This window comes from Pseudorhodoferax sp. Leaf265, assembly GCF_001422365.1.
Taxonomy (GTDB): domain Bacteria; phylum Pseudomonadota; class Gammaproteobacteria; order Burkholderiales; family Burkholderiaceae_C; genus Pseudorhodoferax.
In genome coordinates, this window is sequence record NZ_LMMT01000015.1 from 65224 (window position 1) to 85560 (window position 20337).

Sequence of the window (20337 nt, forward strand, 5' to 3'; positions counted from 1 at the left end):
CAGGTTCCAGAACACGTCAGGGGGTTGGGACCGCTGCACGACCGTGCGGCGGACACCCCCTCTGTGCTGGACCTGAGAGATTCACGCAACGGTGGCGCTGCGCTTGCTCCTTCGGTGCACCCGGTTGGCGGAGCCGCCGGGCGCTCTTCAGAGTTCGGTTCGTGGGGCCGGTCCTTTTGCCTGAGAGATTCCGGGGCGGTTGCTCCTTCGGCGCCGACCGCGGCATGTTGCTGCGGTGCGGACTCTCCCGATCCCACGCCGGTCGGCATCTGGGAGGCCGGCCGGGTGTGGCGGACCTTGCGGTGCCGCCAAGGCCGCGATTGTGGCGCGTTGCGCGGCCGATGCCCAGGTTTGTGCGACGCCGGCGCTGCAGGGTGTTGTTTGCAGCCACCACGCCAGCGTGCGATCGACCATTTCAGCCCGGGGGACGACGGCTCTTGCGGCACGCTGAGCGGCCGGCTGCAGTGCTTGTGCGGCAAGCGGTGGTGGACCAAAAGATCGGCGTGCGTGTCATATTTCGGCCCATATTTGTGCGATACCAGAACATATTCAACTGCTTTCCCATTGGCCGCACGTTCCACGTGCCCATGGCGACAGTGCCAGGTCCCCCCGTGACATGAGGAGTTCCGCATGCGTTTCGGCGTCCGTCTGCTGTTGTGCTCGTTGGTGCCTGCGGCACTGTTCGTCGTTGCCCTCGGCATGAGCCTGTGGGGACTGCTGCGCACGCAGGGCGATTTCGACCGCTACATCCAGCAGGAGCAAGCCGTGGCCAACGGCCTGAACGAGATGTACGCCCAGGGCCTGCAGATGGGACAGGCGCTGCGCAACATCGTGCTCGACTCCACCAACAAGCGCGCCTACGACAACCTCACCGCAGCGCAGGACGCCTACGAGCTGGCCGCCCGCGATGTGGGCGAGCGGACCGCCGGCACGCCGCTGCAGGCCACCATGGGCCAGATCGCCAAGCTGCGCGAAGTGCAGGGCGCCAAGCAGGCCCAGGTGCTCGCAGCCGTGCGCAGCGGCGACCCGGCCACCACCGCGCGCGTGTTGAACACCGAGGAGACGCCTGCCTGGCGTGCCCTGCGCGCACTGCTGGTGGAGCAGATCACCAAGGGCCGCGAGGCGTCGCTGGCCGCCCACGCGCGCACCGGTGCCGACGCGCGCCGCCACACCTGGCTGGCCGCGGCCCTCGCGCTGGCGGCCGTGCTGGTGGCCGCCACCATGTGCTGGCTGCTGCAGCGCACGGTGCGGCGCGAACTGGGCGGCGATCCGGCCCAGGCGCGCGAGGCCCTGCGCCGCATCGCCGACGGCGACCTGGGCGGCGGCAGCGCCGCAGGGGCCGCTGCCACCGGTCTGATGCAGGAAATGCACCGCACGCGCGAACACCTGCACGAACTGATCGCCAACGTGCGCGCCACGGCCGAGCACATCGGCACCTCCAGCAACGAGGTCGCCGCCGGCAGCCAGGACCTGTCCGCCCGCACCGAGACAGCCGCCAGCAACCTGCAGCAGACCGCTGCCTCGATGGAGCAGCTGACCGGCACCGTCAACCAGACCGCCGACGCGGCGCGCCAGGCCAACCAGCTGGCCGCCACGGCGGCAGCGGTTGCGGGCCGCGGCGGTGCGGTGGTGTCCGAGGTGGTGACCACCATGGACGAGATCAACACCGCGTCGCGCAAGATCGCCGACATCATCGGCACCATCGACGGCATCGCCTTCCAGACCAACATCCTGGCGCTCAATGCGGCGGTGGAGGCCGCGCGCGCGGGCGAACAGGGCCGCGGCTTCGCGGTGGTGGCCGGCGAGGTGCGCAACCTGGCGCAGCGCAGTGCCGAAGCCGCGCGTGAGATCAAGGTGCTGATCGGCGCCAGCGTCGACAAGGTGGCGGCCGGTGCCGCCCTGGTCGGCAGTGCGGGCAGCACCATGGCCGAGATCGTCAGTTCCGTGCAGCGTGTGAGCGACGTGATCGGCGAGATCACGGCTGCTGCGTCCGAGCAGTCCTCGGGCATCGGCCAGGTCAACTCGGCCGTGGGCCATCTGGATGTCATGACCCAGCAGAACGCCGCCCTCGTCGAAGAGTCGGCCGCCGCAGCCGAAAGCCTGAAGGACCAGGCCGCGCGCCTGACCGGCTTGGTCGGCCGGTTCCGCCTGGCAGCCGCCTGACGACCGGACGGGGCAATGCGCCGCCAGGCGCAGTTGAGATCGGCTCGCATCTATAGTGCCGCCGATGACCATTGACGCACCCGTGGCCGAAGCCATCGCCCCGCAGGCCCTCGACCTGCTGCTCACCCGCCGTTCCCCCTGGCCGGTGGCCGAACCCATCCCGAGCGAGGCCGAGCTGCAGCGCGCCTTCGCCGCCACCATGTGCGCGCCCGACCACGGCGCGCTGCGCCCCTGGCGCTTCGTGCTCATCCGCGGCGCGGCGCGCGAACGCCTGGGCGACCTGTTCGTGCAGGCCGCACGCCTGCGCGATCCGGCGGGCGATGCCGAACGCTTTCGCCGCAAGGCCTTGGTCGCGCCGCTGCTGGTGGCCGTGGTCGCCCATCTGCAGCCCCACCCCAAGGTGCCCGAGATCGAGCAGACCGTGGCCACGGGTGCGGCCGCGATGAACCTGCTCAACGCGCTGCACCTGCAGGGCTACGGTTGCTTCTGGGTGTCGGGGCCCAATGCCTACGACCCCACCGTGCACGCCGGCCTGGGCCTGGCGGCCAACGAGCAGCTGCTGGGCTTCGTCTATGTCGGAACGCCGCAGAGCGGCGACAAGCAGCCGCCCGCACGGGCTGCGGCTGCGCCGCACGTGCGCGAATGGTGCGGGCCCGCAGCCGGGCGGTGATCCGCACTTTCTTGCAGCGCCCATGCCCGCCGACACGCTGCGCCAAGCCTTCACCGTCGATGCCTTCGCCGGCTTCACGCTGGCCATCCTGCTGCTGTTCGCGGGCAAGGGTCGCACGCAGCGCGCGGCCGTGCTCGCGGTCGGCGTCCGCCACAAGGACGAAGCCCGCACGCGGCTCGACGACCACGGCATGCTGTTCGCGCTGCTGTGGCTCAACCTCGCGCTGGTGCCGGGCAATGGCAGCCCGGCGCTGATCGCGCGCACCGGGCTCAACCTGCCGGGCTTCGTCGCGTCGGCGCCGGTTTCGGCGGCATCGCGCTGGGCGCGTCAGCTCCTTGGCACACGGTTGACGAGTTCTTCCCCGCGCGCGAAGGCCGTGATGCTGTCGATGGTGGTCTGCATGATCTGCCCGATCGCCTCCTGCGTGAAGAAGGCCTGGTGGCCGGTCACGATCACGTTGGGGAAGGACACCAGGCGCTGGATCACGTCGTCGGTGATGACGGTGGAGGAGAGATCCTGGAAGAACAGGCTGGCCTCCTGCTCGTAGACGTCGATGGCCAGGCCGCCGAGCTGGCCGGTCTTGAGCGCCGCGATGGCGGCCTCGGTGTCCACGAGGCCGCCGCGGCTGGTGTTCACGAGCAGCGCACCGCGCTTGGCGCCGGCCAGCGTCTGCGTGTTGACGAGGTAGCGCGTGGCCTCGGTCAGCGGGCAGTGCAGCGAGACCACGTCGGCGCCGGCCAGCAGTTCGGGCAATGGCACGTAGCGCCCGCCCGCCTGCTCGAAGGCCGGGCTGGGGAACGGGTCGTGGCCCAGCACGGTGCAGCCGAAGCCGGCCATGATGCGACCGAAGATCGCGCCGATCTTGCCCGTGCCGACCACGCCCACGGTCTTGCCGTGCAGGTCGAAGCCCATGAGCCCGTCGAGTTCGAAGTTGCCGTCGCGCGTGCGCATGCTGGCGCGCGCGATCTTGCGGTTCACGGCCAGCAGCAGGCCCACGGCGAACTCGGCCACCGAATGCGGCGAGTAGTCGGCCACGCGCACCACGGCAATGTCCAGTGCTGCTGCGGCGCCGAGGTCGATGTGGTTGAAGCCGGTCGAGCGCGTGGCCACCAGCCGCGTGCCCTGGGACGCCAGAGCGCGCAGCACGGTGGCGTCCACCTGGTCGTTGACGAACACGCTGACGGCCGGGCAGCCGGCCGCCAGCGGCACCGTGTCGGCGGTGAGTCGGTCGGCGATGAACAAGAGTTCGTGGCCTGCGCCTCGGTTGGCCTGGGCCAGCAGCGACTGGTCGTAGCGGCGCGCGCTGAAGACGGCGGTTCTCATGGTGTCGGGCTCCCTGGGGAATGGGCGCCATGCCAGCGGCCTGGCCGGCCGCCCGCGAAGGCCGTGATGGCGTGGTGGTGCGGGCTCAGGATCCAGGCGCGCAGTTGCGCGGGCGTCTTGTTGCGCAGCCATGCGTCCAGGGCCACGGGATCGCCGTGGTGGTCGTCCACGCAGCAGTGCGTGATCGACGCGTGCAGCACGGCGCAGGCCGGGTCGGCTTCGTCTGCGGTCGCGGTGCGGATCTGGTGAGGCATGGTGGTGGGGGGCGAGGCGGGCGGGCCTACCTTATCCGAATCGCACGCAGGCCGGGGCCATCGGTCCCCAGCGCTTGCGCGGCATCCATCCTCACCAGGGCAGGCCATGGCGCCGCCCCGCCCCGTTCAGGCCCCGCGCTTCTCCAGCACGGCGATCACCTGGTTCGCGAGGAACTCGAGCTCCTGGAGCTGCTCCTGCGCGATGGTGCGCGGCACCGTGTCGATCACGCACAGCGTGCCCAGGGCATGGCCGTCCGACGTGACCAGCGGGGCCCCGGCGTAGAAGCGGATGTTCGGATCGCCCGTCACCAGCGCGTTGTCGACGAAGCGCGGGTCGGCCTGCGCGTCGGGCACCACCATCACCTGTTCCGGGGTCTGGATCGCATGCGCGCAAAAGGCCAGCTCGCGCGGCGTCTCCCTGGCCTGCAAGCCGACCCGCGCCTTGAACCACTGGCGCGTGCCGTCCACCAGCGACACCAGCGCGATCGGCGTGCCGCAGACCGAGGCGGCCAGACGCGTGATGTCGTCGTAGGCCCGCTCCTCCGGCGAATCCATCACGTTCAGCGCCTGCAGGGCCGCGATGCGGGCGCTCTCGCCCAGGGCCTTGGCCAACGCGTCGCAGTTGTGGCTGAACGAGGCCTGCACGCGGCGCATGTCCTCCAGGTAGCGCAACAGGTCTGCGGTCGGCTCGCCGCGTTCGCCGGCGCGCGCCACCAGCCCTTCCATGCGCTGGATGCAGTTCTCACCGGCCGCGACCCTCTGGATCAGGGCGGTCAGGTCGTCGATGCGTTGCTTGCGGGTTGGCACGGTATTCCTTGGCTTCAGAGGGCGCGATTGTCCACGCATGCCGTGTCAACCCCATGTTGGACACACAACGCGCTGTGCGCCCCGCTGTTCGAACGCGTCCGGTGTGGAGGACACGCGCGGGTGCGCGGTCTCCCGCCTGAACCCGCAGCCGCCGCCTGCCGGCGGTCCTACCATGGCGCGGAGTTGCATCCCGATCCCCGTCGATCATGAATTTCTTCAACAACGATGTCGCCACCTTCCTCGAGGTGGTGCGCTCCGGCAGCGTGAGCCGGGCCGCCGAGAAAGTCGGCCAGACCCAGCCCGCCGTCTCCAAGGCGATCCGGCGGCTGGAGCAGGAGGTGGGCGTGCCGCTGCTGGAGCGTGGCGCCAAGGGGGCGCGGCTGACAGGCGAGGGGCAGGTCTTCCTGGAGACCGCCCGGCGTTTCGAGGCCCAGCATTTCGAACTCGTGCGCATGGCCACCGACCTGCGCGCGCGCCACGCCGGCCTGCTGCGCCTGGGCATCACGAGCCCGGCCGCCGACAGCATCGCAGTGCGCGCGATCGCCGACATGGTGCGCCGGCGCCCCGCCATGCGGCTGCAGCTCGGCATCGGCAAGTCCGATGAGCTCAATGCCCAGGTCGAGAACGGCGAGCTCGACCTGGCCGTGGTGCCCACCTACAGCGGCCAGGCCTTGAGCTGCGCGCAGGTCGACATCGGCGAGGACCGCATGCACGTGGTGGTGCGGGCCGCCCACCCGCTGCTGCGCCTGCCCACGCCCGCCCTCCACGACCTCACGCCCTACGGCTGGGTCATGCCCTCGGCGCAGAGCGCGGCCCGGCGCCATGTGGTGGAGATCTTCGCGCGCCACGAGGCGCCGCGCCCGCATGTCTGCGTGGAGGTCGAATACACCTCGGAAGCCGTGATGGGCGTGGTCATGGCCACCGACCTGCTCGCACTCGTGCCGGCCTCGGTGCTGCGCAGCTGGCTCGGCCGGGTGCAGCCGCTGCCGCTGCGCGAGTTCGCCATCCAGCGCAGCCAGGTGCTGCTGTCGCATCCGCAGGCGCACTGGACGCCGCTCATGACCACCTTCCGCCAGCTCCTGCTCGACCAGCGCCCCATCAAGCCGCAATCCATGGCGCGGTGATTCCCCGCATTCATGCTTCTGCGCCCGTCGGGAATGCTGGCGGCGCGCGTCTCGCATATCTTGAAGCCGTCACCACTGCTGTCGGCTTCACATGTCCTCTCCGAACATCGTTCTCATCCTGGCCGACAACCTCGGCTGGGGCGAACTGGGCTGCTACGGCGGCGGCGCGCTGAGGGGCGCGCCCACGCCGCGCATCGACGCGCTGGCCCGCCAGGGCCTGCTGCTGCAGAACTTCAACGTGGAGAGCGACTGCGTGCCCACGCGCTCGGCCCTCATGACGGGCCGCCACCCGATCCGCACGGGCAGCCTGCAGTCCGTGCCGCCCGGCCTGCCGCAAGGGCTCACGCGCTGGGAGATCACGCTGGCGCAGCTGCTGTCGCAGCAGGGCTACGCCACGGCCCACTACGGCAAATGGCACCTGGGCGATGTCGAAGGCCGCTACCCCTCGGACCGCGGCTTCGACACCTGGTACGGCATCCCGCGCACGACCGACGAAAGCCAGTTCACCTCCAGCATCGGCTACGACCCGAGCGTGGCCGATCTGCCCTACATCATGCAAGGGCAGGCCGGCGCGCCGACCGAGCAGGTCCGGCTCTACGACCTGGATGCGCGCCGCGGCATCGACGCCGAACTGGTGCAGCGCGCGTGCACCTTCATGCAGCGCAACGTGGCGGCCAAGAGGCCCTTCTTCCTGTACTTCCCGATGGTGCACCTGCACTTTCCGACGCTGCCGCACGCCGAGTTCGCAGGCCGCACCGGCCACGGCGACTTCGCCGATGCCATGGCCGAGATGGACCACCGCGTCGGCCAGATCGTCGACGAGGTCGAGCGCCTGGGCATCGCAAACGACACCTTGTTCGTCTTCTGCAGCGACAACGGCCCCGAGTTCCGCCAGCCCTACCGCGGCACGGCCGGCCCCTGGCGCGGCACCTACCACACGGCCATGGAGGGCAGCCTGCGCGTGCCCTTCATCGCGCGCTGGCCCGGCCGCATCGCGGCCGGGCGCGTGAGCAACGAGATCGTGCACGTGACCGACCTCTTCACGACGCTGGCCAAGGTGGGGGGCGCCGAGGTGCCGGCCGACCGCCCCATCGACGGCGTGGACCAGCGCGACTTCCTGTTCGGTGCACAGGAGAAGTCGGCGCGCGAGGGCTTCATCTTCTACATCAAGCAGGAGATGCGCGCGCTCAAGTGGCGCGACTGGAAGCTGCACTTCTACTGGGAGCCCGAGGTCAACGAGGGCAAGGGCAAGCTCGAATCGCCCTACCTGTTCAACCTCACGCGCGATCCCAAGGAGGAGAGCGACGTGCTGGTGTTCAACACCTGGGTCATGGGGCCGATGCTGCGCATGGTCAAGGCCTTCAACGACAGCGCCGAGCAGCACCCCCACACCAAGCCCGGCGCCAGGGACCCCGCCTGAGCCACCCCCATCCATCCGGAGCATTCCATGACCCCACGTTCTGCCTTCACCCGCCGTGCCTTCGCCGCCGGTGCCCTCGCGTTCGCGGCGTTCGCCGTCCAGGCCGAGGCCGCCAAGCCCTGGCCCGCGGCCAAGCCCATCACCTGGATCGTTGGCTTCGTGCCCGGCGGCTCGGTCGACGTGCTCACGCGCGCCGTCGCGCGCGCGGTCGCCGACAAGATCGGCCAGTCCATCGTCATCGACAACCGGCCGGGCGCTTCGGGTGCGCTCGCGCTGCAGTACGCGGCCCGTGCCGGCCACGACGGCTACACGCTGGTCACCGTGCCCGGCCCTGTGCTGCACGCGCAGCGCCAGCCCGAGATCGGCCGCGAACTCGCCGCCGTCTCGCTGCTGTCGCAGGGCCCCATCGTGTTCGTGGGCGCGGCCGCGGGCACGCCGCCGCGGCTCAAGGACCTCATCGCCGCGATGAAGAAGGAGCCCGACAAGTGGAACTTCGCGAGTTCAGGTACCGGCACGGGCCAGCACCTGGCGGGCGAACTCTTCAACACCATGGCCGGCACCCGCATGGTGCACGTGCCCTACAAGGGCGGCGGACAGGCCGTGACCGATGTGGTGGGTGGCCAGGTGTCGCTGGGCATGCTGGGCGTGACACCCGTGCTGGCGCAGATCAAGGCCGGCAAGCTGCGCGCCTACGCCGTCACCACGCCGTTCCGCATCCCCAGCCTGCCCGGTGTGCCGACCATGGCCGAGGCCGGCCTCCAGGGCTACGACGCCACGCAGTTCTTCGTGGCCGCCGTGCCCGCGGGCACGGACGCGGCCGTGGTCGGCAAGCTCCATGCCGCCATCGCCGAGGCGCTGACCACGCCCGAGGTGAAGGCCGCGCTCGAGGCCGCGGGCCAGCTGCCCGGCAGCCTCAGCCCGGCACAGACGCAGGACTTCGTGGTGCAGAGCCTCAGCAAGTTCAACGCACTGGCGCACCGCAACAAGATCGGCCTGCAATGAGCGCGGTGCCCGCCCCAGCCTGGTCCATCCGGCCCCTGCTTGGCAGCTGGCCTCACCCCGCCCGCAGCGCCAGGATGCCGGCCAGCATGACCAGCACGCCCACGGCCCGGTGCGCGCCGAAGGGCTCGCGCAGCCACAGCGTGCCGATCAGCACGGCGAACAGCACCGAGGTCTCGCGCAGCGCCGCCACCACGGCCACCGGCGCGCGCGTCATGGCCCACAGCGCGATCGCGTAGCTGCCCAGCGAGGCCAGCGTGCCCAGCCAGGCGATGCGCGCGCGCCGCGCCAGGTAGCCCAGGGCCGCGGCCCGGCCGGCCGGACCGCGGCGCCACAGCACCAGCAGCAGGTAAGGGATGCCGTCGAACAGGAACAGCGCTGCCACATAGGCGCCGGCGTCGCCGGCGGCCCGCACGCCCAGGCCGTCGACCACGGTGTAGAGCGCGATGATCAGGGCATTGAACAGCGCGAAGCGCAACGCCTTGTTGCGGCTGGCGTGGCCCGCGCGCAGGCTGGCCGGCGACAGGCCCAGCACCACCACGCCCACACAGACGCCGACCACGCCCAGCCACGCCGTGGCCGAGAGCTGCTCGCCGACCAGCTGGTGGCTGCCCAGCGCCACCAGCAGCGGCGCGCAGCCGCGCATGATCGGGTAGGTCAGCCCCAGGTCGCCGTGCTGGTAGGCGCCGGCCAGCGCGATGTAGTAGCCCACGTGCACCAGCGCCGAGGCCGCCAGGTAGGGCCAGGCCGCCGCCGCCGGCAGCCCGGTGAGGGCCAGCAGCGGCAGCGCGAACAGCACGCCGATGCTGTGCACCAGGCCGGTGTCCAGCGCCTTGTCGGGTGCCGACTTGATCAGCGCGTTCCAGCTCGCGTGCAGCAGCGCGGCGAACAGCACGGCCGCGATGACGGGCCCGCTCAGCGTCACGCAGCGGCGCCGTGACGGCAGCGTTCAGCGCGCGCGAGGAAGTGCGCCAGCGGCGGCGTGGCCAGGCCGGCCGTCTTGGCCTGGTCGTCCCACAGCCGCAGCTGCACGGCCTCGTGCGCATGCGGGCGGGCGATGAAGGCGTCGGCCTGCGCCGGCGTGAACACGCCGCCCTGCAGCACCAGGCTGCGCCGCGAGTCCTCCGACAGCGCGGCGTGGTAGTGCGGCCGCGTGGCGCACAGGTAGCGCTTGGCGTCCACATGCCACCGGATCGGGTCGAGCACGGCGTCGCCGAACAGGCCGCGCAGGAAGGGCAGGGCGTAGAACTGGTGCAGGTCGTCGATGCCGCGCAGCGTGGGCGATGCGCCCTGGTCGTTCAGCAGATGGCCCAGGTCGTGCAGCAGGGCCGCCGTGACCAGCGTGTCGTCGGCGCCGGCCTGCTCGGCCAGCCAGGCGCACTGCAGCGCATGCGCCAGCTGCGTCACGGGCTCGCCGCTGTACTGCTCGGCGCCGCGCCGGTCGAACAGCGTGCGGATGTCGTCCAGCGTCAAGGCCATGGCCGCCTCAGGCCGCGACCGCACGCCGCGCCGCGCGGGCCGGCGTGGCCGCCACAGCCGGCTCGCCGGCCGCGAAGTTCTGCCGCGTGCGCTCGCGGCTGTTCATCACGTGGTCGTACATGGCCTGCCCGGCGGCATCGGCGTCGCCCGAGGCGATGGCCTTGACGATGGCGCGGTGCTCGCGCGAGTACACGGCCATCGACTCGTCCGTGAGGTTCTTGCGCCGGAACAGCGACAGCTCGTTGACCAGCTTGCGGTAGGTGGCGGTCAGCTTGGCGTTGCCGGCCAGCTCCAGCAGCCGGTCGTGGAACTGCAGGTTGAAGCGGTGGTAGTCCTGCGCATTGCCGGCCTTCACCGCCTGGTCCATCGCCTCGACCAGCTGGCGCAGTTCGCGCACCTGGGCCGGCGTGGCGGTCTGCGCGAGCTTGCGGCCCACGTACAGGTCCATCACGGCGCGCACCTCGAAGATCTCCAGCGCCTCCTCGACCGGCACGTCGCGCACGAACACGCCGCGGTTCTTCTCGGTGCGTACCAGGCCGGCCTCTTCGAGCAGACGGAAGGCCTCGCGCACCGGCCCGCGCGACACGCCGAGCTGGTCGGCCAGCGTGGATTCGGTCAGCTTCGCGCCGGGCAGCAGCTGGCCTTCCAGAACCATGCGTTCGATTTCGTTCTGCACCAGTTTGGCCAGGGAATTGCCCTGCAGCTGTGCAATCGTCGGGTGGGTCTGGGCACTGGTGGGCATGCTAGCAAAGGGTGGGTTGCAGAGTGAAGATTGTCTACGATTTGCGATCTGCAATAGACAATCAGCGATCCTGGCGCGCATTTTGCATCGTCTCCGTGTCATGAGGATGACATTTGCACTTGGCACATTGCCGGCTGTTCTTCCCAGACCCAGGAGTCGTTTCATGCCGTTCGCCCCCCTCTCCAAGACTGTCGCAGCGCTGGCCATCGGCCTGGCCTTCGGTGCCGCTGCGCATGCGCAGAAGACCGACCTCACGGTCTACACCGCGCTGGAGACCGACCAGCTCAAGGCCTACCAGGAAGCCTTCAACAAGGTGCACCCCGACATCGCCATCAAGTGGGTGCGCGACTCCACCGGCGTGGTCACGGCCAAGCTGCTGGCCGAGAAGGCCAACCCGCAGGCCGACGTGATCTGGGGCGTGGCCGCCTCCAGCCTGGCGCTGTTCGACAAGAACGGCATGCTGGAACCCTATGCGCCGCTGAACCTGGACGCCATCATGGCCAAGTACCGCGACAAGAAGACCCCGCCGGCCTGGTGGGGCATGGACGTGTTCGGCGCCACGGTGTGCTTCAACACGGTGGAAGCCAAGAAGCGCAACATCCCGCTGCCCACCAGCTGGCACGACCTGACCAAGCCCGAGTTCAAGGGCCAGGTGGTGATGCCCAACCCGGCCTCCTCGGGCACCGGCTACTTCGACGTGGCGGCCTGGCTGCAGATGTGGGGCGACGACAACGGCAAGGGCGGCGGCTGGAAGTACATGGACGCGCTGCACCAGAACATCGCGCAGTACACGCATTCGGGCTCCAAGCCCTGCAACATGGCGGCGGCCGGCGAGTTCGTGGCCGGCATCTCGTTCGAGTACCGCGGCTACACCAACAAGGCCAAGGGCGCCCCCATCGAGCTGGTGTTCCCCAAGGAAGGCCTGGGCTGGGACCTGGAAGGCTTCGCCATCCACAAGGGCACGAAGAAGCTCGACGCCGCCAAGAAGCTGGCCGACTGGGCTTCGTCCAAGGACGCGATGCTGCTGTACGGCAAGAACTTCGCCGTCACCGCGCAGCCCGGCGTGGCGCCCAAGCTGGCCCACATCCCGGCCGACTACGAGGCGCGCCTGATCAAGATGGACTTCGACCAGTCGGCCACCAGCCGCGAGCGCGTGCTGACCGAGTGGACCCGCCGTTACGACGCCAAGAGCGAAGCGAAGAAGTGATGCACGCCGCCCCCGATGCTGTGGCCGCAGCGCCCGAGCCCGCCTACCTGCGCCTGCAAGGCGTTCAGAAGCGCTTCGGCAGCTTCATGGCGCTCCAGGCGATCGACCTGGACATCCGGCGCGGCGAGTTCGTCTGCTTCCTCGGCCCCTCGGGCTGCGGCAAGACCACGCTGCTGCGCATCATCGCGGGCCTGGAGGTGCAGAGCGCCGGCCGCATCCTGCAGGCCGGGCACGACATCTCGGTGCTGCCGCCGGCCCAGCGCGACTACGGCATCGTGTTCCAGTCGTACGCGCTGTTCCCCAACCTCAGCATCGCCGACAACGTGGCCTACGGCCTGGTGAACCGGCGCCAGCCGCGCGCGCAGATCGCCGCGCGCGTGCAGGAGCTGCTGAAGCTGGTCGGCCTGCCGGACAGCGGCGCCAAGTACCCGGCGCAAATGTCGGGCGGCCAGCAGCAGCGCGTGGCGCTGGCGCGCGCGCTGGCCACCTCGCCCGGCCTGCTGCTGCTGGACGAGCCGCTCTCGGCGCTGGACGCCATCGTGCGCGTGCACCTGCGCAACGAGCTGCGCGCGCTGCAGCGCGCGCTCGGCGTGACCACCATCATGGTCACGCACGACCAGGAGGAGGCGCTGTCCGTGGCCGACCGCATCGTCGTCATGAACCATGGCGTGATCGAGCAGGTCGGCACGCCCACCGAGGTCTACCGCGAGCCGGCCACGCCCTTCGTGGCCGGCTTCATCGGCAAGGTCAACCGGCTGGACGCCGTGGCCGAAGGCGCGCAGTGGTTCCGCTGCGGCGACAAGCGCTGGCAGTGTGCCTCCGGCCATGGCGCCGATTTCCACCCCGGCCGCCCGGTGGCGCTGTACCTGCGGCCCGAAGACCGCGTCGTCGGCCCGCTGCGCGAGGACGATCCCCTGCTCTGCGAAGGCACGGTGCGCGGCATCGAGTTCCTGGGCGGCAACTGCCTGGCCGACGTGGCCGTCGACGGCCTGGGCGGCCAGCAACTCCAGCTGCAGTACTCGCTGAACCAGATGGACGAGTTCCAGGTGCGCCACGGGGCCCGCGTGCGCTTCGGGCTGCGGTCGGACCGGCTGCGCGTGTTCCCCGCGTCCGGGGCCCACGCGTGAGCACCGTGGCCACCACCGTGCACCTGCCCGCACCGCGCCTGCGCCAGGGCCTGGGCGACCGGCTGCCCCAGCTGGGCCTGCTGGTGGTGGCGCTGCTGCTGGTCGTGGGCCTGCTGGCGCCGCTGTTCGCCATCCTGGCCCAGGCCTTCCGGGGCGGGGCCGGCCCGGCCGCGTTCATCGCCTACCTGGGCTCGCCCGCGCTGCTCGGCAGCCTGTGGAACAGCCTGTGGGTGTCGCTGCTGGTCACGGCCATCGTGGTGCCGCTGGCCTTCACCTTCGCCTATGCGCTCACGCGCAGCTGCGTGCCGTTCAAGGGCCTGCTGCGCACCGTGATGCTGCTGCCGCTGCTGGCACCCTCGCTGCTGTCGGCCATCTCGGTGATCTACTGGTTCGGCAACCAGGGCATCGCCAGGGACTTCTGGCAGGCGCTGGGCTTCGACAGCATCTACGGCGCCAGCGGCATCGTGCTGGCGCAGTGCTTCGCCACCTTCCCGCACGTGCTGATGATCCTGGTCACGGCGCTGGCGCTGGCCGACGCGCGGCTGTACGAGGCCGCCGACGCGCTGGGCACCTCCACCGTGCGCAAGTTCTTCACCGTCACGCTGCCGGGCGCCAAGTACGGCCTGGTCTCGGCCGCGCTGGTCTGCTTCACGCTGGTCATCACCGACTTCGGCATCCCCAAGGTGGTGGGCGGCAGCTTCAACGTGCTGGCCACCGACGTGTTCAAGCTCGTGATCGGCCAGCAGGACTTCCAGCGCGGCGCGGTGGTGGCCCTGCTGCTGCTGGCGCCGGCTGTGCTGAGCTTCGGCATCGACGCGGCCGTGCAGCGCCGCCAGACCGCCACGCTCACGGCGCGCGCCGTGGCCCTGGTGCCGCGGCCCCGGCGTCGCTTCGATGTGGCGATGGCGCTGTACTGCGGCGCCATCGTGGCGCTGGTGCTGGCGATGTTCGGCATGGCGGTGTTCGCGTCCTTCGCCACCTTCTGGCCCTACAACCTCGCGCCCAGCCTCAACCATTACGTGGCCGGCCTGCTGGACGCCGGCCTGGGCGGCGCCATGCTCAACAGCCTCAAGCTGGCGGCCTGCACGGCCGTGGCCGGCACGCTGGTGGTGTTCATGGGCGCCTACCTGCTGGAGAAGACGCGCGGCCTGGGTGCGGTGCGCCCGGTGCTGCGGCTCATGGCCACGCTGCCCATGGCCGTGCCGGGCCTGGTGCTGGGGCTGGGCTACATCTTCTTCTTCAACGCGCCGGGCAATCCGCTGGGCGGGCTGTACCAGACGCTGGCGCTGATGGTGCTGTGCACCGTGGTGCACTTCTACACCACGGGCCACATCACCATGGTCACGGCGCTCAAGTCCATCGACGGCGAGTTCGAGTCCGTCTCGGCCTCGCTCAAGGTGCCGCTGCTCACCACGCTGCGGCGCGTCACGCTGCCGATCTGCCTACCGGCGCTGCTGGACGTGTCGCGCTACTTCTTCATCAACGCCATGACCACCATCTCGGCGCTGGTGTTCCTGTATGCGCCCGACACGCGCGTGGCCTCGCTGGCCATCCTGAACCTGGACGAAGCCGGCGACACCGGCCCCGCCGCGGCCATGGCCGTGCTGATCGCCGCCACCTCGGCCGTGGTCACGCTGCTGTACCTGGCGGTGGGCAAGCTGGTGGAGCGGCGCACGCAGGCCTGGAAGGCGCCCGCGCGATGACGCCCCGACTTGCCTTGTTCGACCTCGACAACACGCTGCTGACAGGCGACAGCGAGGTGCTGTGGCTCGACTACCTGCGCGCCCGCGGCCTGCTCGATGCGGCCATGGCCGCACGCAACGCCGAGATGGACCGCCGCTACCACGCCGGCGAGGCCACGCCGTCTGAGTTCTGCGGCTTCTACGCCGCGCTGTTCGCGGGCCGCACGCCGCAGCAGTGGCAGCCGCTGCGCGACGACTACTTCGCCACCGTGCTGGCGCCGCGCCTGCCGCCCGCCGCCCACGCGCTCGTGCAGCAGCACCGCGCGGCCGGCGACCGGCTGGTGCTGACCACCGCCTCCAGCCGCATCCTGGCCGAGCCCAGCGCGCAGGCGCTGGACTTCCCGCACCTGATCGCCACCGAGCTGGAGACCGCGGCCGATGGCCGCTTCACCGGCCGCACCGCCGGCACGCTGAACATGCGCGAAGGCAAGCGCGCGCGGCTGCGCGACTGGCTGGCCGCGCGCGGGGAAGACGCCGATGCCGCGCTGGCCAGCGCCGCCTTCTACAGCGATTCCATCAACGACCTGCCGCTGCTGCTGGCGGTGGGCCACCCCTGCGCCGTCGACCCCGATGCGCAGCTGCTGGCCCAGGCACAGCAGCGCCACTGGCCCGTCCTGCGGCTGCAACGCGATTTCCCATGAACCCCTCCACCCACTTCGACCTGGTCGTGGTCGGCGCCGGCATCGTCGGCCTGGCCCATGCGTACACCGCTGCGAAGCGCGGCCTCAAGGTCTGCGTGGTCGAGCGCGATGCGGCCTGCGTCGGCGCCTCGATCCGCAACTTCGGCTTCATCACCGTCACCGGCCAGGGTGCCGGCGACACCTGGCGACGCGCCCGGCGTGCGCGCGAGGTCTGGGGCGAGGTCGCGCCGCAGGCCGGCATCCAAGCCGTGCACCACGGCCTGTACCTCACGGCCTTCCGGCCCGCGGCCCACACCGTGCTCGAAGCCTTCCTGCGCACACCGATGGGTACCGGCTGCGAACTGCTGGACACGGGCGAGGCCGCCCGCCGCGCCCCCGCGCTGCAGCTGCAAGGCGCGCAGAGCGTGCTCTACAGCCCGCACGAGATGCGCGTGGAGTCGCGCACCGCCATCGGCCTCCTGGCGCGCTGGCTGGCCGAGGCGCATGGCGTGGTGTTCCGCTTCGGCGAGGCGGTGCTCGAAGTGGCCACGCCGCGCGTGCGCACGGCGCGCGCCGTGCTGCACGCCGAGCGCGTGGCCGTCTGCACCAACACCGAGCTGCACGGCCTGTTCGCCGAGCGGCTGGCGCCGCACGCGCTGCGCCTGTGCCAGCTGCAGATGCTGCGCGTGCGGCCCGAGCCCGGCTTCCAGCTGCCCGGCGCGGTGATGGCCGACCTGAGCCTGGTGCGCTACCACGGCTACAGCCGGCTGCCCGAGGCCGCGCCGCTCAAGGCCCAGATGCAGCGCGAGGAGGGCGAATCGCTGGCCCACGGCATCCACCTGATCGTGGTGCAGAGCGCCGACGGCACGCTGGTGGTGGGCGATTCGCACCACTACGGCGCCGCGCCCGAGCCCTTCGCCGACCAGCGCGTGGACGCGCTGATCCTGCGCCACCTGCGCGAGACCTTGCGCCTGCGCAGCTGCGAGGTGACCGAACGCTGGGTCGGCACCTATCCTTCGTCGGCTGAGACCGACTGCCTGATCGACCGGCCCGACGACGCCACCCGTGTCGTGCTGGTCACCAGCGGCACCGGTGCGAGCACCGCCTTCGGCATCGCCGAAGACGTGTTCGCCGCCTGGTGAACCCATCCACCCCGAGAGACAACACCATGCAAACGACCGCCTCCGCACCCACACCCGTCTCCACCGCCCGCGACCGCCTGAGCGCCGTGGTGTTCGACTGGGCCGGCACCATCCTGGATTTCGGCTCCTGCGCGCCCATGGGCGCCTTCGTGCGGCTGTTCGAGCAATTCGGCATCCACATCAGCATCGCGCAGGCGCGCGGCCCCATGGGCCTGGCCAAGTGGGACCACATCCAGGCCCTCACGCGCCTGCCCGACGTCGCCGCGCAATGGGAAACCCAGTACGGCCAGTTGCCCGGCAAGGCCGACATCGACCGCCTGTACGAGGTCTTCACGCCGCTCAACGCCGCCGTGGTGCCCGATTTCGCCGCCTTCATCCCCGGCGCGCTGGAGGCCGTGGCCGCGGTGCGTGCGCGCGGCCTCAAGGTCGGCTCCACCACGGGCTACAACCGGCCCATCATGGAGGTGGTGACGGCCATCGCGGCCCGGGGCGGCTACGTGCCCGACAACCTGGTCTGCGCCGGCGACCAGGCCACCGGCCGGCCCACGCCGCTCATGATGTGGCGCTGCTTCGCCGACCTGGGCATCTGCTGGCCCGCCACGGTGGTCAAGGTCGACGACACCGAGGTCGGCATCGAGGAGGGCCTGAACGCCGGCACCTGGGCCGTGGGCGTGGCCGTGAGCGGCAACGCCATGGGCCTGCCGCTGGCCGACTGGCAGGCGCTGTCGCCGGCCGAGCAGGGCATCCGCCGGGCGGAGGCCGTGGCCAGGCTGCGCGCCGCCGGCGCCCACTACGTGATCGACTCCGTGGCCGACCTGCCGCCCGTGCTCGACGCCATCGCCGAGCGGTTGGCGCGCGGCGAGCAGCCGCGTTGAGCGCGCGACCGGTGCGCCCCGGCGTGTGGCGCCGCGGTGGCGCGGCCCTGGAAGCCGGCTAGGCCGGGCCCGCGCCAGGCGCGGCACCCGGCACGCTGTCTGCCGCGGCCGGCGCGGCGCCCAGCAGCCGCACCTCGCGCTGCGGGAACGGAATCGCCACACCCGCCGCCTCCAGCGCGGCCAGCACGCGCACCAGCACCGCGCTGCGCACCGTCACCCAGTCGTTCACGTCGCGCGTCCACACGCGCAGCGAGCAGTTGAGCGCGCTGTCGCCGTAGCCCGTCATCACGGCCACCGGTGCAGGCTCTGACGCCACGCCCGGCGTGCCGCGTGCCGTCTCCACCAGCAGGGCCAGCACCTGGGCGGGATCGGCGCCATAGGCCACGCCCACCGGCACCTCGATGCGGCGGCTGCGGTCGAACAGCGTCCAGTTCACGAGGTTGCCGCCCAGCAGCAGGCCGTTGGGCATCACCACGTCGGCGCCCTCGAAGGTGCGGATGGTGGTGGCGCGCAGCCCGATCTCGCGCACCGAGCCCGAGATGCCGGCCGCGTCCACGATGTCGCCGGGCTGGATCGGCCGCTCGAACATCAGCACCAGGCCCGACACGAAATGGTTGACCACGTTCTGCAGCCCGAAGCCGATGCCCACGCCCAGCGCGCCGAACACCAGCGTGAGCTGGCTGACCTTGAAGCCCGCGGCCGACAACGCCACCAGAAAGCCCAGCACCAGCACGCCGTAGTAGCTCAGCGTGGCGATGCTGTTGCCCACGCCGCGCGGCAGCCGCGCGTGCTCGTGCAGCTCCTCGCGCAGCAGCCCGCGCACGCCGCGCGCGGCCCACCAGGCCAGCCACACGGCCAGCGCGAAGACCAGCACGTCGCCCAGGTGGATGGAGACCTCGCCCACCTCCACGCCGACGTCCAGCACCGCCGCCCCGATCTGCTGCGCCGGCCGCAGCACGCGCAGCCGCTCCATGGTGTAGGCCAGCCAGCCCAGCGCGGCGGCCAGCAGCAGCACGCGGCGGCAGGCCGCCAGCAACTGCGGCGCATGCTGCTGCACCGCACGCCGGCGCGCGAACTCGGGCTGGCGCAGCAGCGCCTGCACCAGGCCCAGGCTGGCCGCCACGGCGGCGTAGAGCATCAGCGCGAAGTAGCCGCTGTCGATCACGCCGCTGGTCAGCGTCTCCGCCAGCGTGACATTGCCGCCGATGTTGCAGGCCGCCGAGACGCCCAGCAGCACCAGCACCACCCAGCCGGCCCGGTGCCCGGCCTGGCGCAGCCGCGCACTGGGCGCATTCGGCGCACCGGGCGCCGCGGCCATGCGGGCGATGGCGCGTTGCATCTGCCAGGTCAGCCCCAGCGCCAGCAGCGTCAGCGCCAGCAGGTAGAGCCGGTACAGGCCGGGGCTGGCCGACAGCACGCCGCCCACGCGGTCGGCCAGGTACAGGCCGACGGCCACGTAGGGCCAGCTGCCCAGCGCCTGCAGCACGCCGGACGGCAGCAGCCGCAGCACCGGCACCAGTGCGATGAGCAGGGCGGCCTCGGCCACCAGCAGCGGCGCGTCGGGCTCCAGCACCAGCACCGCCAGCATGGACAGCAGCAGCCAGGTGGAGAAGGGACGGCGCAGCGCGCGCTCCACATGCTGGTCGCCCGGCCGTGCGGCGGGGCGGCTGCGCCAGGTCAGCCACAGGACCAGCGGCAGCAGCAACAGCTCGAGCAGGCGCAGCGCCTGCACGTTGCTGCTGCCGTCGGCCTGGTAGTCCTCGGCAAAGCGGGTCTCGATGCCCAGGCTGCGCTCCGCCTGGTCCAGGGCCTGGCCCGGCGTGCCCAGCGCGGGCCACTGCACCCACAGCGGCGGCACGTCGCGCCGCAGCAGCCGGCGGTCGATCTCGTCGATGGCCGCCTCGGTGGCGGCGCTGCCGGCCTGGATGCGTGCCTTGAGTTCGCTGGCGCGCTGGTGCAGCGCCACCTGCTGGTCCAGCGCGGTGGAAAGCGCGGCCTCGGTCGCGTCGACCGCGTCCAGCATGCCCTGCACGCGCGCGGCCAGCACGGCCGGCAGGTTGTCGAGCAGGCCCTCGGCCCGCGTGGCGGCCCAGGCCATGCGGCGCTGCGCCAGCTGGGCCAGCTGCTCGCCATAGGGCGCCAGGCTGCGCTGGGCGCGCGCCTGCCAGGCGTCGAAGCGGCGTTCGTCGAAGCGCCAGTGCCGGCCCAGGCTCTCCAGCCGCATCACGGGCAGGTCGGCCATCGCCACGCCGCCGCCGGCGCGCTGCTTGCCGTCCACGGCCGCGGCGATGCGTTCGAGATCCCGCGCCAGAGCGGGCGTGGGGTCGGGCGCGGCCAGCAGCTGGCGCGCGCGGTCGACCAGGCCCTGGTCTTCGTCGGCGCGGGCCAGGATGGCACCCACCGGGATCGGCGCCACGCCGGCCGCCGCGGGCGCCACCGGCACGGAGGCCGCAGGCAGCGCCTGTGCGGCGACGGGCCAGGGCGCCAGCCACGCGGCCAGCCACAGCAGGCCGCACAGCAGCCGGGCGCGGGAGCCCGCGAACGAGGGGAGGGGGGCGCGGGTGGAAGTGGGCATGGGCGGCCCGCAGTATGCGTTGGCCGCGTGCCGCGCCGGTGGCCGCCGCGCCTGCCTGGACGGCGGGC

General features: G+C 71.5%; 18 protein-coding genes and 1 riboswitch. Of the genes, 11 read left to right on the forward strand and 7 right to left on the reverse strand.

All coding sequences use genetic code 11. The features are described from left to right. Positions 1 to 158 precede the first annotated feature (158 nt). Positions 159 to 260, reverse strand: a riboswitch (glycine riboswitch). 370 nt (positions 261 to 630) lie between these two features. Together ASF45_RS36955 and ASF45_RS15765 are read left to right on the forward strand one after the other, a co-directional pair. After that, positions 631 to 2163 carry a methyl-accepting chemotaxis protein gene (locus ASF45_RS36955; RefSeq protein ID WP_056664268.1) on the forward strand — a complete coding sequence of 511 codons (1533 nt, stop codon included), beginning with the start codon at positions 631 to 633 and terminating at the stop codon, positions 2161 to 2163. Positions 2164 to 2227: 64 nt separating this feature from the next. Next, positions 2228 to 2833: a nitroreductase gene (locus tag ASF45_RS15765; RefSeq protein ID WP_056664271.1), complete on the forward strand. Its 606-nt coding sequence runs from the start codon at positions 2228 to 2230 to the stop codon at positions 2831 to 2833. A 327-nt stretch (positions 2834 to 3160) separates the two neighbouring features. Here ASF45_RS15765 and ASF45_RS15770 read toward each other — a convergent pair whose 3' ends face one another. The 3 genes from ASF45_RS15770 to ASF45_RS15780 all read right to left on the reverse strand — a co-directional run bounded on the left by ASF45_RS15770 (position 3161) and on the right by ASF45_RS15780 (position 5217). Then, the gene (locus ASF45_RS15770; protein ID WP_056664274.1) at positions 3161 to 4156 is read right to left on the reverse strand and encodes a 2-hydroxyacid dehydrogenase; all 996 of its coding nucleotides are present in this window, start codon (positions 4154 to 4156) and stop codon (positions 3161 to 3163) included. Then, complete coding sequence (locus ASF45_RS15775; RefSeq protein ID WP_056664277.1) at positions 4153 to 4410, reverse strand: hypothetical protein; 258 nt, start codon at positions 4408 to 4410, stop codon at positions 4153 to 4155. Before ASF45_RS15775 ends, ASF45_RS15770 begins: the two co-directional genes overlap by 4 nt. Before the next feature lie 126 nt (positions 4411 to 4536). Beyond that, positions 4537 to 5217, reverse strand: a complete 681-nt coding sequence (locus ASF45_RS15780; protein ID WP_056664280.1) for a GAF domain-containing protein — start codon at positions 5215 to 5217, stop codon at positions 4537 to 4539. A 206-nt stretch (positions 5218 to 5423) separates the two neighbouring features. Between ASF45_RS15780 and ASF45_RS15785 the strand changes: the two genes are divergently transcribed. The 3 genes from ASF45_RS15785 to ASF45_RS15795 all read left to right on the forward strand — a co-directional run bounded on the left by ASF45_RS15785 (position 5424) and on the right by ASF45_RS15795 (position 8763). Beyond that, positions 5424 to 6341, forward strand: a complete 918-nt coding sequence (locus tag ASF45_RS15785) for a LysR family transcriptional regulator (RefSeq protein ID WP_056664284.1) — start codon at positions 5424 to 5426, stop codon at positions 6339 to 6341. Between the two features lie 91 nt (positions 6342 to 6432). Then, positions 6433 to 7761, forward strand: coding sequence for an arylsulfatase (locus ASF45_RS15790; protein ID WP_056664288.1), 1329 nt, complete (start codon positions 6433 to 6435; stop codon positions 7759 to 7761). Between the two features lie 27 nt (positions 7762 to 7788). Then, positions 7789 to 8763: a tripartite tricarboxylate transporter substrate binding protein gene (locus ASF45_RS15795; protein WP_082551046.1), complete on the forward strand. Its 975-nt coding sequence runs from the start codon at positions 7789 to 7791 to the stop codon at positions 8761 to 8763. 52 nt (positions 8764 to 8815) lie between these two features. On the opposite strand, the gene ASF45_RS15800 is transcribed toward ASF45_RS15795, so the two are convergent. From ASF45_RS15800 to ASF45_RS15810, 3 genes are read right to left on the reverse strand one after another with little or no spacing between them, the layout of a single operon-like run. Then, positions 8816 to 9685, reverse strand: a complete 870-nt coding sequence (locus tag ASF45_RS15800) for a DMT family transporter (protein ID WP_082551047.1) — start codon at positions 9683 to 9685, stop codon at positions 8816 to 8818. Then, positions 9682 to 10239 carry a phosphonate degradation HD-domain oxygenase gene (locus ASF45_RS15805; protein WP_056664296.1) on the reverse strand — a complete coding sequence of 186 codons (558 nt, stop codon included), beginning with the start codon at positions 10237 to 10239 and terminating at the stop codon, positions 9682 to 9684. Before ASF45_RS15805 ends, ASF45_RS15800 begins: the two co-directional genes overlap by 4 nt. A 7-nt stretch (positions 10240 to 10246) precedes the next feature. Beyond that, positions 10247 to 10981, reverse strand: coding sequence for a phosphonate utilization associated transcriptional regulator (locus ASF45_RS15810; RefSeq protein WP_056664298.1), 735 nt, complete (start codon positions 10979 to 10981; stop codon positions 10247 to 10249). A 163-nt stretch (positions 10982 to 11144) separates the two neighbouring features. Here ASF45_RS15810 and ASF45_RS15815 point away from each other — a divergent pair, with 163 nt between their 5' ends. Genes ASF45_RS15815 through phnX form a run of 6 tightly spaced genes read left to right on the forward strand, consistent with a single transcriptional unit; the run spans position 11145 to position 17694 of the window. After that, entirely contained in the window at positions 11145 to 12188 is a 1044-nt protein-coding gene (locus ASF45_RS15815; protein ID WP_056664301.1) for a putative 2-aminoethylphosphonate ABC transporter substrate-binding protein, read from the forward strand. Beyond that, the gene (locus ASF45_RS15820) at positions 12188 to 13315 is read left to right on the forward strand and encodes a putative 2-aminoethylphosphonate ABC transporter ATP-binding protein (RefSeq protein WP_056664304.1); all 1128 of its coding nucleotides are present in this window, start codon (positions 12188 to 12190) and stop codon (positions 13313 to 13315) included. Before ASF45_RS15815 ends, ASF45_RS15820 begins: the two co-directional genes overlap by 1 nt. Then, positions 13312 to 15018, forward strand: coding sequence for a putative 2-aminoethylphosphonate ABC transporter permease subunit (locus tag ASF45_RS15825; protein ID WP_056664307.1), 1707 nt, complete (start codon positions 13312 to 13314; stop codon positions 15016 to 15018). The genes ASF45_RS15820 and ASF45_RS15825 overlap by 4 nt, the downstream gene beginning before the upstream one ends. Next, a complete protein-coding gene (locus tag ASF45_RS15830; RefSeq protein WP_056664310.1) occupies positions 15015 to 15698 on the forward strand; it encodes an HAD family phosphatase in 684 nt (227 codons plus the stop codon). Before ASF45_RS15825 ends, ASF45_RS15830 begins: the two co-directional genes overlap by 4 nt. Beyond that, positions 15695 to 16819, forward strand: coding sequence for a TIGR03364 family FAD-dependent oxidoreductase (locus tag ASF45_RS15835; protein WP_056664313.1), 1125 nt, complete (start codon positions 15695 to 15697; stop codon positions 16817 to 16819). The genes ASF45_RS15830 and ASF45_RS15835 overlap by 4 nt, the downstream gene beginning before the upstream one ends. Positions 16820 to 16845: 26 nt before the next feature. Then, complete coding sequence (phnX, locus tag ASF45_RS15840) at positions 16846 to 17694, forward strand: phosphonoacetaldehyde hydrolase (protein WP_056664317.1); 849 nt, start codon at positions 16846 to 16848, stop codon at positions 17692 to 17694. A 58-nt stretch (positions 17695 to 17752) separates the two neighbouring features. Here the strand turns inward: phnX and ASF45_RS15845 are convergent, their stop codons facing one another. Further along, entirely contained in the window at positions 17753 to 20269 is a 2517-nt protein-coding gene (locus ASF45_RS15845; RefSeq protein ID WP_082551048.1) for a mechanosensitive ion channel domain-containing protein, read from the reverse strand. Positions 20270 to 20337 lie beyond the last annotated feature (68 nt).